Origin of the sequence: Cupriavidus sp. a3 (assembly GCF_051015765.1) — a bacterium.
Classification (GTDB): domain Bacteria; phylum Pseudomonadota; class Gammaproteobacteria; order Burkholderiales; family Burkholderiaceae; genus Cupriavidus; species Cupriavidus oxalaticus_A.
Map to the genome: position 1 here is coordinate 1,030,300 of NZ_CP170644.1, position 15,314 is coordinate 1,045,613.

General features: G+C 63.3%; 15 protein-coding genes. 5 read left to right on the forward strand and 10 right to left on the reverse strand.

Annotated features, from left to right (window positions below):
* Positions 1–143 (forward strand): NAD(P)(+) transhydrogenase (Re/Si-specific) subunit beta (locus tag ACAD63_RS26535; RefSeq protein ID WP_434034659.1); only part of this gene is annotated, 143 nt, incomplete at its 5' end.
* Positions 144–342: 199 nt separating this feature from the next.
* Positions 343–1,269 (forward strand): MBL fold metallo-hydrolase, encoded by a 927-nt coding sequence (locus ACAD63_RS26540; RefSeq protein ID WP_135702774.1) that lies wholly within the window; start codon positions 343–345, stop codon positions 1,267–1,269.
* Between the two features lie 110 nt (positions 1,270–1,379).
* Here the strand turns inward: ACAD63_RS26540 and ACAD63_RS26545 are convergent, their stop codons facing one another.
* Positions 1,380–2,594 (reverse strand): porin, encoded by a 1,215-nt coding sequence (locus tag ACAD63_RS26545; protein WP_434034614.1) that lies wholly within the window; start codon positions 2,592–2,594, stop codon positions 1,380–1,382.
* A gap of 370 nt (positions 2,595–2,964) precedes the next feature.
* Between ACAD63_RS26545 and ACAD63_RS26550 the strand changes: the two genes are divergently transcribed.
* The gene (locus ACAD63_RS26550; protein WP_434034615.1) at positions 2,965–3,624 is read left to right on the forward strand and encodes a TetR/AcrR family transcriptional regulator; all 660 of its coding nucleotides are present in this window, start codon (positions 2,965–2,967) and stop codon (positions 3,622–3,624) included.
* A gap of 7 nt (positions 3,625–3,631) precedes the next feature.
* Here ACAD63_RS26550 and ACAD63_RS26555 read toward each other — a convergent pair whose 3' ends face one another.
* The 6 genes from ACAD63_RS26555 to ACAD63_RS26580 form a co-directional block, all read right to left on the reverse strand.
* The gene (locus ACAD63_RS26555) at positions 3,632–4,993 is read right to left on the reverse strand and encodes a flavin monoamine oxidase family protein (protein WP_255519656.1); all 1,362 of its coding nucleotides are present in this window, start codon (positions 4,991–4,993) and stop codon (positions 3,632–3,634) included.
* A gap of 25 nt (positions 4,994–5,018) precedes the next feature.
* Positions 5,019–6,350, reverse strand: coding sequence for an NAD(P)/FAD-dependent oxidoreductase (locus tag ACAD63_RS26560; RefSeq protein ID WP_434034616.1), 1,332 nt, complete (start codon positions 6,348–6,350; stop codon positions 5,019–5,021).
* A gap of 68 nt (positions 6,351–6,418) precedes the next feature.
* The gene (locus tag ACAD63_RS26565; RefSeq protein WP_135702770.1) at positions 6,419–7,852 is read right to left on the reverse strand and encodes an MFS transporter; all 1,434 of its coding nucleotides are present in this window, start codon (positions 7,850–7,852) and stop codon (positions 6,419–6,421) included.
* A 90-nt stretch (positions 7,853–7,942) separates the two neighbouring features.
* Positions 7,943–8,338, reverse strand: a complete 396-nt coding sequence (locus ACAD63_RS26570; protein WP_240745803.1) for a RidA family protein — start codon at positions 8,336–8,338, stop codon at positions 7,943–7,945.
* Positions 8,339–8,375: 37 nt separating this feature from the next.
* Complete coding sequence (locus ACAD63_RS26575) at positions 8,376–9,212, reverse strand: phytanoyl-CoA dioxygenase family protein (protein ID WP_434034617.1); 837 nt, start codon at positions 9,210–9,212, stop codon at positions 8,376–8,378.
* Positions 9,213–10,076: 864 nt separating this feature from the next.
* Positions 10,077–11,063, reverse strand: coding sequence for an NAD(P)H-quinone oxidoreductase (locus ACAD63_RS26580; protein ID WP_195427223.1), 987 nt, complete (start codon positions 11,061–11,063; stop codon positions 10,077–10,079).
* A 174-nt stretch (positions 11,064–11,237) separates the two neighbouring features.
* Here ACAD63_RS26580 and ACAD63_RS26585 point away from each other — a divergent pair, with 174 nt between their 5' ends.
* Positions 11,238–12,110 (forward strand): LysR family transcriptional regulator, encoded by an 873-nt coding sequence (locus ACAD63_RS26585; protein WP_135702767.1) that lies wholly within the window; start codon positions 11,238–11,240, stop codon positions 12,108–12,110.
* A gap of 605 nt (positions 12,111–12,715) precedes the next feature.
* On the opposite strand, the gene ACAD63_RS26590 is transcribed toward ACAD63_RS26585, so the two are convergent.
* Together ACAD63_RS26590 and ACAD63_RS26595 are read right to left on the reverse strand one after the other, a co-directional pair.
* On the reverse strand, positions 12,716–13,579 hold the full coding sequence (locus tag ACAD63_RS26590; protein WP_240745802.1) for a DUF4239 domain-containing protein: 864 nt from the start codon (positions 13,577–13,579) through the stop codon (positions 12,716–12,718).
* A gap of 162 nt (positions 13,580–13,741) precedes the next feature.
* On the reverse strand, positions 13,742–14,206 hold the full coding sequence (locus ACAD63_RS26595) for a YaiI/YqxD family protein (RefSeq protein ID WP_135702766.1): 465 nt from the start codon (positions 14,204–14,206) through the stop codon (positions 13,742–13,744).
* Between the two features lie 26 nt (positions 14,207–14,232).
* On the opposite strand from ACAD63_RS26595, the gene ACAD63_RS26600 reads away from it, so the two are divergent.
* Positions 14,233–14,511, forward strand: coding sequence for a DUF1330 domain-containing protein (locus ACAD63_RS26600; RefSeq protein WP_434034618.1), 279 nt, complete (start codon positions 14,233–14,235; stop codon positions 14,509–14,511).
* Between the two features lie 10 nt (positions 14,512–14,521).
* Here ACAD63_RS26600 and phnE read toward each other — a convergent pair whose 3' ends face one another.
* Positions 14,522–15,313: a phosphonate ABC transporter, permease protein PhnE gene (gene phnE, locus ACAD63_RS26605; protein WP_135702765.1), complete on the reverse strand. Its 792-nt coding sequence runs from the start codon at positions 15,311–15,313 to the stop codon at positions 14,522–14,524.
* Position 15,314 lies beyond the last annotated feature (1 nt).

The following is a 15,314-nucleotide window of genomic DNA, read 5'->3' on the forward strand; positions in this document are numbered from 1 at the left end:
AGACCATCATCGTCAACAAGCGCTCGATGGCGGCCGGCTACGCCGGCCTGGACAACGAGCTGTTCTACATGGACAAGACCATGATGGTGTTCGGCGACGCCAAGAAGGTGGTCGAGGACATGTTCAAGGCGGTCGAAGCATAACCCTGACGCCTGGCGTGAAGGCGTCTACGTCTATAACGACATCCCACGTTCTGTCTGTGCCGCGTTTGCGGGCATCTTTATTTTGATGACTGGTGTTACTATAAATAGACAGAGAACAAAGCTGCGCAGCCTGACCTGATCGCTACCGGAACGCCCCGGCTGCGGAAATCGCTAAGACTGCCCAGCGAGGATGATCGACATGAGCACAGCGTTCAGCAACTCCGGCACGAATCGACATATCCAGCGCGTGGATCTCGGGCGCGTCTCGGTCTTCTTTGGCGAGAAGAGCGGCAAGTATCCCGACGGCAACCAGGTATTGATACGGGGCTCCGAAACCCGCGCGGCTTTCGACACGCCGCTTGTCGCGAACTACATCGGTCCCGAGTTTGACGCCACCGAGCTGGTGGTGATGGGCCATGTGCATGAGGACCATATGGCTGGGTTGCATCGTCTACCGGATGCATCGGTCTATGTGCACGAAGGCGATTTACCGGCGGCAAGGAGCTGGGATGGCATGGTCGCCGCTTTCGGTAATGCGGCGTATGCATCGGAGACCCTGCTCAGGTTTCAGCGCGAATTCTTTTATGCGCCGCGGCCCGATGCGCAGGGCTACGTGGACGGTGCGTGCTGGGATCTAGGGCAGACCGGCATTCGGGCTTTCCACCTGCCAGGGCACACCGCGGGCCATACCGTTCTCCTTGTGGAACCGGAGGGGGTGGCTTTCACGGGCGACATCGACCTGACCGGATTCGGGCCCTACTATGGCGATGCAGGGTCCAGCCTGGGGGACTTCCGTCGTAGCCTGGCACGGTTGGCCGAGGTTCCGGCCAAGGTGTGGGTTACCTCCCATCATCGGGGCGTCTATACCGATCGTGAGCACTTCCTGCGCGATCTCGCTGCCTATGCGGCCAAGCTGGACCAACGCGAACAGCGCCTGCTGACCTTGCTGCGCGAATCGCCAAAGACACTGGCACAGCTGGTCGACCTGCGGCTGCTGTATCCGCCGGACTTTCAAGGCTCATGGGTAGTCGATGCCGAGACCCGTACGATTTCCCAGCATCTGGCAGAACTGCTGGCGGACGGGCGGGTTGAGGTGAACAAAGACGGCGTCTACCGGGTGGGATGAGATACCCGGGAGGACCACTTCGGTAGTGGCCGCCCTTGCATCATGTCCCGATGCGGATTGCTGAAGCTGCCCGCATCGGGATTGCATCGGTCTGACGATTTCCGTCGCGCTCAGAAGTTGTGGCGGATGCCCAGCGCGACGCCGAACATGCTGTCCTTGCCAGCAGCGGGCTGATAGCCGTTGTTGAACGCAATGGAAGCGGTGTCCAGGCACAGGCCGGCATTCTTTGCGTAAGCGGTAGTCAGGTACAGGTCCGTACGCTTGGAGAGGCGGTAGTCGGCGATTAGCATCCACTGTCTCGGATTGCCGACAGGCCTTAGCACCGGCAAGGTCGAGGACCGGAACGTCTGGTGGTAGTAGTCCAGCGTCAGGCTCAGCGCAGACGTCATCTCGTAGTAGACGCCGGCCCAGTACAAGTTATCGCGCGTCAGTGTCTGCCCCGGCGCAGTCGACATGCCCCAGCGGTATCCAGTCATGAAGATCGCCGGACCGACGGCGTAGCTGGCTGCTGCGGCGGCCTTTTTGAATGTGCCGGTACCGGCGAAGCCGCCATTGCCGACGATGCTCGGGTTCACCTGGTCGTAGGTGACGGTGGCACTGAATGGCCCCGCCGCATAGGACGCCCGGGCGCCAAAGCCGGTATCGCGGCGAAACTGGCCCGGAACCTCGCCCGAGCCACCCAGGCGGCTCAGGTCCACGGTGCCGCTGCTCCCGCCGGTGCCAAAGCTCCAGTGTGCCCCGACGCTGACCGGACCAAAGGTGCCCGAATATTTGACGGTGTTGTCCTCGCGGTACACCGGTCCGATCTGGGCGATCACGGGCTCATACAGGCTCGACATCGCCGCTGGCGAGAAGTTGGCCAGTGCCTCCAGCATAGAGGTGTATTGGCGACCGAAGGTGATCTTGCCGTAGGTGGCGCTCTGCAGGCCGACAAACGCCTGCCGGCCAAACAGGCGACCGCCTTGCTGCATGGTGCCATCGTCTGCGCCGATGCCGCTTTCCAGCACGAAGACGCTGCTCAGTCCGTTGCCGAGGTCTTCCACGCCGCGCAGGCCCCAACGCGAACCCGACAGACCTTCGCCGTTCAGCGCGTATCGATTGGCCGAGCCGCTGCCGGCGCTCTTGAAGTTGGTGTTGAACTCCAGGTTGGTGTCGAGCGTACCGTACAACGTGACGGATGACTGGGCGTGCGCCGCGCCTGCGAAGACACCAAATGCTGCAAGTGCGACGGCAGGCGTCTTGCCCCAGTCGCGTGCCAGTTTGCACGGCACCGCCGTGACCACAGCCCCATCCTTGTTAGAGGCATAGCGCCTGAATGCATCCATCAACGATCTCCTTGTTTGTCAGTTGCCTGGCGGCCGCATGCAGCGCGTCGGCCGCGCACTCGTCCTGAATCTGTCGGCGATTCGCGCAAATCGTGAATTAGAATAACGAGCGTGATGTTAAATAAAAAGGCCGGGTATTCCCTGCCTGGGCGGTACCATGAGCGAGCAGAGGTGTGGCTACGTGGGGGCGTGCGGACGCCGGCACACTACCTGGGTGGAACAGACTGCGCATAGGCCTTGCCCGAGAGGAGCTAGCCGGAGAGGGGCCACGTGGAATCAAAACATAACGATGATTCTGTAAAATCACGTATCTGGCGGCTAACCAGGCTGGCAGCCAGTGATCGTAATGCTCAAGAGACAGAACAAGACAATGGAAAGCGACGACGATATCGAGCAGGTCTCAACCCGGGGTCGTCCGGTCGGCGACCGCGAAGCGAAGCGCAAGGAGTTGCTGCACGCGGCATCAACGGTGATCGCACAGGAGGGCTATGCCAACGCATCGCTGCGCAAGGTTGCGAAGCATGCGGGCTACACCACCGGCGCGGTGACCTATTACTTCGCAAACAAGGAAGAGCTGGTCGTGGCGCTGATGGAAAGCGCATTCGATCGTTTCGACGCGATGCTGGAGTCCGCTCGGGAAAGCGGTGACATCCTCGCGCCGTTCGAAAGCTGGATCAGGCTGACCGACCGCAGCACCAGGTTCTGGCCGGCGACATCGGAATTGCTGGCGCAGGGACGACACGAGCCTGCGTTTGCGGAAGTCATCAGCAGGCGCTACGCGCGCTATCGTCGCCTGCTCGCCGCCATTGTCAAGGACGCGCAGGAACGGGGGGCGGTCCGCAACGATATTCCGGCCGACATCCTCACCGACCAGCTCGTTGCCATGGGGGATGGATGGATGATGATGTACCCGATCGAACCCAAGCGCTTCACGCCCAAGCGAATGCGGGCGCTCATCGATGCCCTGGCGGTGCTGGTTGCGCCCGTGCCGGGCGAGCAGAAGTCCGGCGGACGGGCGGCGCGCGCGTAGCACGGGATCACAACCGGTGGTCGCCACGCAGGGCGCAAGCGACGTCAATGGCGGCTTTGGCGCCGGTCTCGATGGCACCGTCGATGCCGCCGACCCCGATGGGCGCTATGTCCGCGCCCGCGAAATGGATGCGGCCGTGGGTCTGCCGCATCAAGGGCGCGGCCTGCGTCAGATTGCCGGGGCGGTGATGCATCCATCCTCCTTTGGAGAACGGGTCGTTCGCCCAGTCCTGGCAGACCGTGTCCAACACTTCGATGTCCGGAATGAAATCCCGCAGCGCCTCCTGTACTGCCTCGCGGTCATTGCCGTCCAGCGCCGAGCTGTCGGAACAGAAGCACACCACCAGCGTATCGCCATCGGCGCGCCGCTCGGCATGGGCGGTGTTGATGGGATGCTTGCCCGCTGGTGCATAGATCACGAAGGGCTCGATCTCGCCCTTGACCCGTACCCAGATCTTGCTGGGCATGATCGGGTTTTTTTGCTCGATCATGGCGCGCACGGGGCGCGGCAGCGCAGGCGTGACGGAAAACTCGCTCAGCATGTTCAGCGGCAATGCCACCACGGCTCGCCGGGACCGGATACGCTGTCCATCGCGTGTGGTCACAATGACCTCGTGCCCGTTGTCATCGACAGCGGCCACTGGCGTCGAGAGGCGCAGTTCGGCTTTCGATTCGGCGCTCATGGCGCCAATCAGGCGACCGGTGCCGCCCTCGATCGGCCAGTGCCCGGCGATTTCCTTGAACGCGCTCCAGTTGCCGAAGCAGATCGCGCACCAGAACAGCAGTTGTGCGAGCCCTTGCTCGCGTTCGGAGCAAACCAGGATGGACATCGCGTTGACCAGCACGTCGCGGTCGTGCGCCGAGAGTTCAAGCGCGTCAAGCCGGTCGCCGATGGTTTGCCTGTCGATCGTGCCGACGTCGGCGGCTGCCAGGTCATCCACCTGGGGAAAGTGCATCCGCGCATCGGCAAAGAAGCGGGCGACCAGCGGCGTGGCCAGTTGGTTGAGTTGTTCCCACGTCCCGGCGTGTACAACGCCGTCGGCGTACCAATAGGCCCTGGTCACCGGCATCGGTGTCGCCAGGCCGATGCCATATCGCTTGAGTTCGCGCCACACATGCGCCTGCGTCCAGTGCACGTAGGTGCCGCCCAGTTCAAGCTCCAGGCCAAGCGCCGTGCTCGACCAAGTCCGACCGCCGATGCGGTCACGCGCTTCAAGCAGTACCACAGAGTGGTCTGCCATGCTGAGGTCCCGCGCAGCGGTCACGCCTGCGAAGCCAGCGCCAATCACGGCAACATCGTACAGATCTGTCATGGGAATTTCCGTTTGAGTTTCAGGTGATACGTGGGCGGGAAAGGATGCTCCCGGCAATTGCGAGTCCGCCTCTCACGCTGCCTCATGCCCGGCGCGCCTTGCGGTTCGAACGTTCATCGAGACCGCTTGCGACTTTCAGGGCGCCGTTGAGGGCCAGCCAGCGCAGGGGTTCCGGCAGCGTCGCGGGTGACGCGTGTTGCATCAGCATGACAAGCAGCGGGTTGCCGATGCCTTGGATGTCTTCCGCCAGCATGTGTCCGACCATGCCCTGTGTGCCGACGCCGTGGCCGGAACATCCCGCCGCGTAGTAAATGTTCCTGTCTGCTCCTGTGCGGCCTATGACCGGCAGGCCGTCGTCGGCGTAGCTGATGTAGCCGCTCCAGCAGCGCCGGATGGCGATGCCCCTCAAGGGCGGGAAGCGGTAATGCAGGGCCATCCGCAGCGCTCGATACTGGTCGTGCTCGGGCACTTCGGGCGTCCGCGAGCCGAACGGGTAGCGCAGGCGCTTGGTCGTCAAGACCAGCGTGTTGCGCGCCGTCAGGCGATGGCTCTCCATGACCCGGTGCATGGTTGTGATGCCTTCGCGGCGGTGCCATCCAAGCGCCGCCAGCTGTACAGGGGAAAGCGGTTCGGTCTCCAGGGCCGAAAGCCGCAACGGCACCACCTTGTCCGCGAGCGGGCCGAGCTGGGGCGTATAGGCGTTGGTGGCCAGGATCATGACCGGCGCGCTGACGCTGCCGCGAGGTGTCTGCACCCTGACGGTTGGTCCTTCGGTGAAGGACAGCAACGGCGTGTTTTCGTGGATCGTCACGCCTGCCCGCAGGGCCGCGCGCCGCAGTCCCAGGACGTACTTGCCGGGATCGAGCGTGCCGCCGGTCGGCACGTAGCTGCCAAACAGGAACGCTGGCGGGATGCCGCGTGCTCGCATCTCGGCCTGGTCCAGGTACTCCGATGGGCATCCGAGTTCGGCGCCAATCCGCATATCCTCGCGCACCCTGGCTTCCTGCGACGGGTCGATGCCGGCACGGATCAATCCCGACCGGTTGTAGTCGCAGTCGATCCCATGCTCCGCGAACTTGCCTTCGGCGAAGCTAACGCCTTCCTGGTAGAAGCGGACGATCTGCTTCGCTTTCTCATGGCCTGCCCGCTTGAGGAAGCGGTCGTACTTGAGTCCCTGCCCGCCGGCGAGATAGCCCGCGTTGCGGCTGCTCGCTCCATAGCCACAGAACTCGCGTTCGAGCACGACCACCTTCACGCGCTGCCGGGCGAGCTCCAGCGCCGCGCATAGCCCGGCAAAGCCGGCGCCGACGATGACCACATCGGCGTTGGTATGGCCCTCGAGCGATGGCTGCAGGTCAGCCGGCCTTTCTATCCAGCCGCCCAGCGTTCGATATGTCTTGAAGTCTTCAGTCACGTTGCCGCTTTCCTTTGTCTGGTGATCTATGCGGGCGGGAACAATCCGCGCTAGACGCAAATGCCGTGTCAGGCGGCCATGGACGTGTCCGGGCATTGGCGCGCTCCGTTGGCAGCGCCCGACTCGTCGCCGGCAACGGCTTCCAGCGAGCGGTTGGTCGTGCGCGGGCCGAACAGCGCGACGGGGATGGAGAAGACGATGTAGCAGGCTGCCGCCGCTAGCATGACGCCAGCCATGCCGCTTGCGGAGAACAGCGCGGCGCCCAGGACGCCGGCTGCCGCTCCGCCGAACCGCCCGCCAGACATCACGATCCCGCTGCCGAGGGCGCGCAGCTGCGTCGGTATCGTCTCCGGGATGTAGGTGTAGTAGGCGTTGACGACGAGCCCCGTGATGATGGCGGCGAGTCCTCCTGCCCCGATCACTGCCCAACTGGTGGCCGAGATGCCGAGCACGGCCAACGGCAGTGCGCTTAGCACGGACACGACAAGGATGGTGGACTTGCGTTCATACCGGTCGAGAAACAGCATGGCGACTAACGGCGTGGCGCCATAGATCACGTTCCACAGGAACTGGATGAAATACGCATGTTCCTCGGAGTACCTGAGGCTGTATACGAGCGAGTAGACGCCCCATTGGCCGAACAGGTAATAGGCCAGGCTGGCGCCAAAGTAGCCGAGCGTGAGCACGGCTATGGTTCGCAGCAAGGCCTTGTCGTTGAAGAGGTCGCGTAGCGTGGGCGCTGCGGCGGTCGGTTGAACGGTGGCAATTGCGGGTTCGTCGAGCGGACCGCGGCGCAGCGCGCGCGCTTCCAGCTCGCTTACGATGCGTTCGGCGCGGTCGAATCGACCGCGCGAGACACACCAGCGCACCGATTCCGGCAGGATGAAGCGTGCCAGGGGCGCAATCAGCAGGCCGACGCTGCCGCCCAGGAACAGGTTGCGCCAGGCATCACTACTGCCGTGTGGGAGATAGAACATCGCCAGCGCGGCAGCACCGATGCCGGAGACCACGAACCCGATCGTCACTATGGAGACGAAGCGGCCACGTGCCCTGCCGGGAAACATTTCGGCGATATAGACAAGCAGCACCGATGTGGCGGCCTGCACGCCGATACCGGTGATGACGCGGGAGGCCAGTATGGTCTCGTAGGTAGGTGCGAATGCCGTCGCCAACGCTCCCAGCGAGTACAGGACGGTGGTCCATACGAGCACCGAACGTCGTCCCCATTGGTCAGACAGTCTTCCTCCCACCAGAGCCCCGATGATCATCCCGATGAAGAACGCGCTGCTGATGACGCCGATCTGCTCGGTGCTCAGATTGGTGTGGGCCTTGATCGTGGGACTGGCATAGGCAAAGATGGCGTTGTCGTAGTACTCCAGCATCAGGTTGGCCGCGAGCAGCGCGGCCCAGACGTAGTGGGAAGCCATTACCGGCAGGCGGTCAAGCCGCGCAAGAATGCTGGATGGCTTGTCCGGTCTGACGACCGCATTCGGACGCTTCATGTTTATGTCTCCATCAGCTTTGTCGCTGTTCTTTTTTCTAAGGATGTCGTGCCGCGGCCCCGGTGTGCAAACGGGGCACGGCCTCTGCTGTCAGCCGGCGCCGCAGCCGGCGACCGCAATCGCGCGTATCTCGACCAGGAATTCGGGCCGGGCCAATTGGCTTACGCCCACGCCGGTCCAGGAGGGATAGCGGTCGGGGAGGTATTCATCCTTGACCTTCACGAATGCCTGGATGTCGCCGCGCAGGTCGGTGTGGAAAGTCATGATTTCCACGACGTCGGCAAGGCCGGCTCCTGCGGCTTCGAGCACCGCCTTCAGGTTTTCAAACGCCAGCCGGGCCTGCGCTTCCATTCCCTGGCCCACCGTGGCCGTCACCAGATCGAAGCCCACCTGACCGGACACCCAGATCATGTCGCCGACACGGGTCGCCGAAGAGAAGTGAAGCTGGTCGTAGTGCCTTGCCTGCGTGCGGCCGGGATTGATCATTTGTCGTTTCATGGCTGCTGCTCCGTGCAAGGCGATATCAGGCGAGTTGGCGGAAGACAGGCGAGCGGAACGGTTCGCCTTCATTGAGCCTGGCCATTTCTTCCCGGAAGAGCGGCCCGTTGCGGGCATAGCGCGGGTTCGACATTGGCAGGGCGCGGAACGTGGCGTCGTCACCGAAGAAGCGCAGCACCAGCGTGTGGCGGGTCGGGCAGGCGGCATCGACGGCGGCTCCTCCGTGAAGCGAACGTGGATGCAGGAACACGACATCGCCAGGGGGCACCTCCCAGGAGAGCACGTCCCAGGAATTGGGGTCTTCGGCGAGCTCCTTGTCGATATGCGGCAGGCGGGGCAGGGTGCCGTCGCCGTACAGCGGATCGGTCGGGTCATCGGCATTTGCGAAGCTGGCCCCGTCGTACTGGATGCCGAGGTGGGAGCCGCGAATGATCTCCAGCGAGTTCTTCTTTGGAATGGCCTGGAAGGTAATCCACGCGTTGCCCCAATGCTGGCCGGCCCACGGCAGGTTCGCGGTGTCCTGATGCCACGGTCCGCGGCCGCTGTTGCCGCCTTCCTTGGCGAACACCTCCTCGGCGAAATACCAAACATGCTCCGAGCCCCATAACTCCTGGAACACCATTCCGAACGGCAGCGTCGTGACCAGGTCGTCAAGCTTTTGCTTAACCACCGGATTGGCGTTGTCGATATGGGTCTGCAGGCTGGTGCCGTCCAGCGAGCGGAAGTGATATGGGCCCGGGTTGGCGACGTTCCACTTGAAAGCCTCATAGCACCGGGCTAGCTGCACAGGGTCGAGGCAGTTCTTTATAAGTACGGCGCCGTCCTCGCGAAACGCCTCTCGTTGGGATTGGGTGGTAAGCATGATAAGTCTCCTTCATTCCTCGGTGATGGACGCTGGCCGGCGCGATGCATGAACAATAACTCGCAATTCGATTTAAGACAACACTCGTTGTGTTAAAGTGCGAGCATCGGGATTCTTGGAGAATCGTCGAGTTTGCCGTCCGTGTAATCGTGACGAGAGCTCGGCCGTGCTTGGTTCTCCGCGGACAAGAAGGCGTTGTCTAGGTATATGGCTTCAACTCGGGCAAAACGGAGGTGCGGATACCGCGGCGTATGCTGTGGCAACATCCCGCCTCGATTCGTAGCAGAGGGCCATGACCGCCAGACGGGTCTTGGTCGGATCGGGATGGGCCCGCACCCACCGGCTTTTCCGGGCTGGTCGCAGATCGGGTAGTTGAATGTCCCCACCGGGCCGTGCGCACCTGGGTCGTGGAAGGTGCTGTGCGCCGCCGGCCCATGGCCGCCGTCATGAAAGGCGTGAGGCGTGCAAAGTGTGGGGACTGGCGCGACGCCCGCGGTCGACCAAGGCTCAGTTGAAGGCCATCGACAACGTAGGGGTTTCCCGAAACGCTACCTGGGCAAATGGCTGCAAGTGGATTTAGAACGGTCCTTCGCTTCGTCGAGGTCAAAGGCCGCTTATGGCCGGGAAGGGACCTCGGCCCTCCGCTACCTGATTGCCTTCCTCCCCCACTACTGCCGCTCGACCAGCTTGGTAGCAACGATGGCTTGCATGATAGGCACGCGCTCGCGTCGACTGCGGGCGGGGCAGGCCAGGGAAACCACGCTTGAGCGGGTTGGCAAGCGCCAACTGGCAGGCGGCCTGAGCGAGGTCAGGGCGGATTGAATCCACCGTCGTTTTCCGCCTGCCGGCAACGTAGTGATCCCGCTATGCCCCGGTCGACAGAATTATCTTGCCCACGTTTTGGTTCGACTCCATGCGCCGGTGCGCATCGGCGGCCCGGGCCAGCGGGTACACGCTGTCTACCACCGGCACCAGTCCGCTCTCAGTAAAGCCCGGTAGCCAGCGCTGCGAGAAGCGCGCTACCATCTGCCGCTTGACCTCCGGCGTACGCGATTTCATCACCGTGCCGATGATCTGCAGATGGCGGTAAAGCAGCCGCTCCAGCGGTAGATTCGCACCCTCTGCGCCGCCAAGCAGGCCGACCTGCACCAGCCGGCCGCCATTGGCCAGCGAAAGAACGTTTCGCTCCAGGTAGGAACCGCCGATGAAATCAACGATCACGTCTAGGCCGTTGCCATCGGTTTCGCGCCTCACCACCTCGCCGAAGTCCTCGGCCTTGTAGTCGATCAGCACGTCCGCGCCGAAGCCGCGAACGCGCGCCAGCTTGCCGCCATTGGCCGTGGCGAAGACCCGCGCGCCAGTGGCATGCGCCAATTGCACGGCGGCCGAACCCACGCCGCTGGCGCCCGCGTGGATCAGCACCTTGTCGCCAGCCTGCAGACGACCCAGGTGCAGCAGCGCCTCGTGCGCCGTGACGAACACCTCGGGAATCGCGGCGGCATGCACGTAGTCAAGCCGGTCGGGGATGTGCATGGCCTGCCGGTAGTCGATGCGCGCCACCTCGGCATAGCCGCCGCCGCCCACTATGCCCATTACGCGGTCGCCAGTCGCAAAGCCAGCCACCTCGGCGCCGGCTGCGATCACCTCGCCGGCGATTTCCAGGCCCATCACCGTGGAATCGCCAAAGCTGGCGCGGCCATAGCCGCCGCGGCGGTGGATGATGTCGGCGCGGTTCACGCCGGCGGCGTGAGTGCGCACCAGCAGGTCCTGCGGGCGCAGTTCGGGCACGGGCAGATCTTGCAGTTGCAGGACGTCGGCGTCGCCGAAGTCCTGGAAGTCGATGGCTTTCATGGGAATGTCCTTAGTGGATGGGCCGGAGGCCGATGGGCAGATCAGCCATACGCGGCCCGGTTTCTGTGCCAGGGCCTCAATGTAGGTCGGCGCGGCGATGCAGTCATGCTGATATATTCCAGGTCAGCAATGCATTTTTGCATCACCTCATCCGCCTCCTCGGAAGGATCCGATATGAACTGGGACGACACCCGTGTATTCCTGGCCGTGCAGCGCGAGGGCACTCTGCGGCGCGCGGCCAAGGTAGTCAACATGGACCAGGCCACCGTGGGCCGGCGTATCGCCGCGCTAGAACACGCGCTGAGCGCCACGCTGTTCCTGCGCACCTCCGATGGATACGTGCTGACCAACGCGGGCGAGAACGCGCTCAGGTCCGCCGAGAAGATGGAGCAGTCGGCCCACGAGCTGGCCCGGCAGGCACAAGGCGTCGATACCCGGTTGGAAGGCGAGGTGCGAGTGACCACCACCGACACGCTGGCGCTGGGGTTCCTGATCCCGGCCATCGAGCGGCTGCACGCCGAGCACCCGGACGTGCGCGTGCAGCTCAACACGTCCACCCAGATGATGAACCTGGCACGACGCGAGGCGGATATCGCGGTGCGCACGATCAAGCCCGAGAACCCCGACCTGGCGGCCCGCCTGCTGGCCCGCTGGGCGGTGGGACTCTACGCATCGAGGGCATACCTGAAGCGGCACGGCGAGCCGGCCGTCGGCACCGGCTTCGCCGGGCACGACCTCGTCATCTACCAGCCCCATACCAGCGGCAGCCGCCTTCCGACGCTGGTGGGCGAGCCGACCCACGCGGGCCGGCTCGTGTCGGCGGTCAACTCCAGCCTGATGCTGCGCGCGACGATCCAGGCCGGCATTGCCATCGGCGAAGTGCCAGTGCACCTGGCCGAGCGCGACGGGTTGGTGCGGATCTGGCCCAAACGCGAGCGCGCGCAGCCCTACGAGGTATGGTTGGTCACCCATCAGGACCTGCGCCACACCGCCCGGGTGCGGGCGATGATCGAGGCCATCGTGGCAGAATTCGAGGGCAGCCGCTGAGCGAGGGCGGGGTATTGGCAGCAACAAGGATACCAAGTGGCCAGGAGCGTATGAAAAACACCTCCCAGACCTTGGACGGCCGCGTCGGCCGAACTGCGGTCGTCCGCAGATGGTGCGCGAATGACCTTGACCGCCTTCTCGAGTGCTCACGGGGCAGCGATGTCGCCACGCCTTAAATCAATGGAGGCGCCACCAATGGGATTCCGTTTCTGCCTGCGGCCAGATAGAGATCGGCAAGCGACCTCTGCCAGCCACTTGCCAGCAGGCGCTTCCCGACCCACTGCTGCCCTTCGAGCACAAGACGCCGCGACGGCCACTTTCAGAGTACAGCGGCCACTGCTCAATTCCGCACATACTTTCTGGGATCTGCCCAGCGCACAGTGCGGCTGATGACGTCGTCCGGACAGCGATAGCCGCGATTGGGTGGCCCTGACAAGCCGCATCGTCGCCACTGGCATTTGTCGTGGTCGGCGGAGTCGGGGGGGCTGGGTGGATTGCTTTACTCCGCTCGTTAACTTGGTGTACCGTCAGCTCAGGACTCTCGAGCGCATCCAGACGTCACTCAACCTGTCTCTTGCCGCTGGCGCGCTGCTGCACCTGTTGGTTCATCGCATTCCATTGCGGACTTCCTGCAACACCTCATCGAAAGCGTCAACGCGGATCAGGCCTAACCGCGGAAACTCCAAGTCGACGATGACATAGAGTGTCACCGTCAGCGAGGCCACGAAGAAAAGCGCATGCAACCAGTTTCGAGGACTGCGGCTGGCCATGCCATAGCCCGCAAACAATGCCCCAACCCAGCAAAGCGCGAAAAGCATGCCGAAGATGACGCCGGGCGGATGTTCCTTTGTTGCGGCGAGTCGGGTCGATGCCGTGTCGAATGCTGCATTGAGCGCTGGTAACAGAAGCATGGTGGCCGCCGTACTAGCGGATCGCTGGGACTCCGTTACGGATCTTGTCCAGAGGTGTTCACGCAGTACGTCCGAACGTACCAAGAAAGCCTCGACGCGTTTGCGGTCAGGGACGGCTCGATAGGCGCCAAGCCGGGTATCGAGATATTGCCGGAGTATCTCCTGCAACTCACCACGTGCTGGTTGCGGCAGCAGATCCAGACGCAGGTAAGCAGTGCCGATATCGTTGGCTTCCTGGACGATCAGCGTACGCCGCATATCAAAGCGGCTTGCCGCGCCGGAAAAGGTGAAGGCGATCAATAGCCCAAGCAGTGCGAATATCGCGCTTGCGACCGCGCTGACGCCCGTTGTCTCCGGTTCGCGACCGGAGGCAACCTGCCATTGCCACACCAGCCGGCCGAGCTCCAGGGCGATCAGGATACTTGTGAATATTGCGACCGCCAACACCAGCCCGCCGGCCCAACCGGCACCATAAAGTAGTGATGCCAAAATCGTCTCCGGTGCATTGCCGCGATGCGCGCTTTCAACGTTGAAGACGGTATGGAAAAGTTTCGCCACAGTATGTGCGCTTCCGCACCGGCGTCCGATAGCTGGGTGGAACTGACGCTTGAACGTCGGCGTCACGGCATAAGCCAACGCCCGTAGATGGCCGGCAAGCGACTGGCGGGAGCCACGTTTATCAGAGCCGGTCCACTATTGCGTTGCTGTGGGTAGCACGCTTCAGGCGACCGCACCTGGCGGCGCATGGCGTGCCAGGAATCGGTCCAATTGGCCAGCGAACGCCTTGCTATCCTGTGAGGCGTACGGTGCCGGACCGCCGGTATCGACGCCCGAGCCGCGGAGCTGGTCCATCACCTCGCGCATCGTCAGGCGCTCCTGGATATTCTCTCGGCTAAACCAGATTCCTCGTGGGTCGAGCACGAAAGCGCCCTTGCCGAGGGCAGCGGCGGCAAGGGGTATGTCCGCCGTAATCACGAGGTCACCGTTGCTGACCAATTCGACGATACGGTCATCGGCGGCGTCGAAGCCCGCCGGCACTTGCAGTGCCTTGATAAAGCGGGAAGGCGGCGTGCGCATATACTTGTTCGCCACCAGCGTGACGCACACTCCGACACGCTGCGCGGCCCGATACAACATTTCCTTGACGACAACCGGGCAGGCGTCTGCGTCAACCAGTACTTGCATCGCGGTATTTCCAATTGAAGGGCGGAATGCTCATATTACTGCTAACGGACCCTGCCATTTTCGACGAGTACAAGCGAGAAGTACCTGCCACTGAGTTCCGCTACGGCGGAAAATATTTGGGCCGTGGTGGTCTGACCAAAGTTCTCGAAGGCGACTGGCAGCCACATCGTCTCGTCATCGTCGCGTTCCCGAGCATGGACTCCTTGATGGCCTGGTATGAGTCACCAGAGTACGCTCGTCTTAAGGCGATCCGTCAAAAATGTGCGACGACAAGGATTGTCGCGCTAGAAGGGATTGCCCCGTAACCTCGTAATTTCAGGATGGCCGGTCAACCCTCATGATCGCGCTGGCCGTGTCGACCACGGCCGCCAGGACAAGCATGGCGATGATCACCGTGCAAGCCTGGGGCATATGGAACAGGGACAGCTCGAAATACAGCATCTGCCCAAGCCCGCCGGCGCCGACAAAGCCAAGGATCGCCGCCGCGCGGATATTGGTTTCCCAGCGGTACAGGGTGTAGGACAGGAACTGGGGCCATACGCAGGGCAGCGTCCCATACATGAAGACCAGTGCGGCGGGGGCGCCTTTTTCCGCCAGCGCGCGGGCGGGTGTGCGCGGCGCATTCTCCAGCGCCTCGGCGAAGAGGCGGCCGAGCACGCCCGCCGTGTGCAGTGCCAGGGCAAGGGTGCCGGCAAACGGTCCAAGGCCGACCGCGAGCACGGTCAGGCCAGCCCATACCAGCTCGGGAATCGAGCGCAGCAGGTTCAGCAGCAAGCGTGACAAGGTGCGCAGCGCATCGCCGTAGAGCCCGGAAGCCGGTAGTGCCAGGCCAAAACCCAGCACCGCCGCACACAGCGTGCCCACGGCGGAAATCGCGAGCGTTTCGAGCATGCTGACACCGGTTCTGGCAAGAAACGCCGGCGACAGCTCCGGCGGGAAGAACGTCAGCAGGAAGCGCAGCATCCCGGCTGCAGCGTCCCGGGAAATGAGCTGGCCCAGGTCAAGCGAGAGCCAGGCGAAACTTGCCGCAACCGCTATGGCCACGGCGAGCAGCGTAAGCAGGCACTTCAGGCAGAGTTGGGCGGCCGTGGGCGTGTTCGTCGCCATG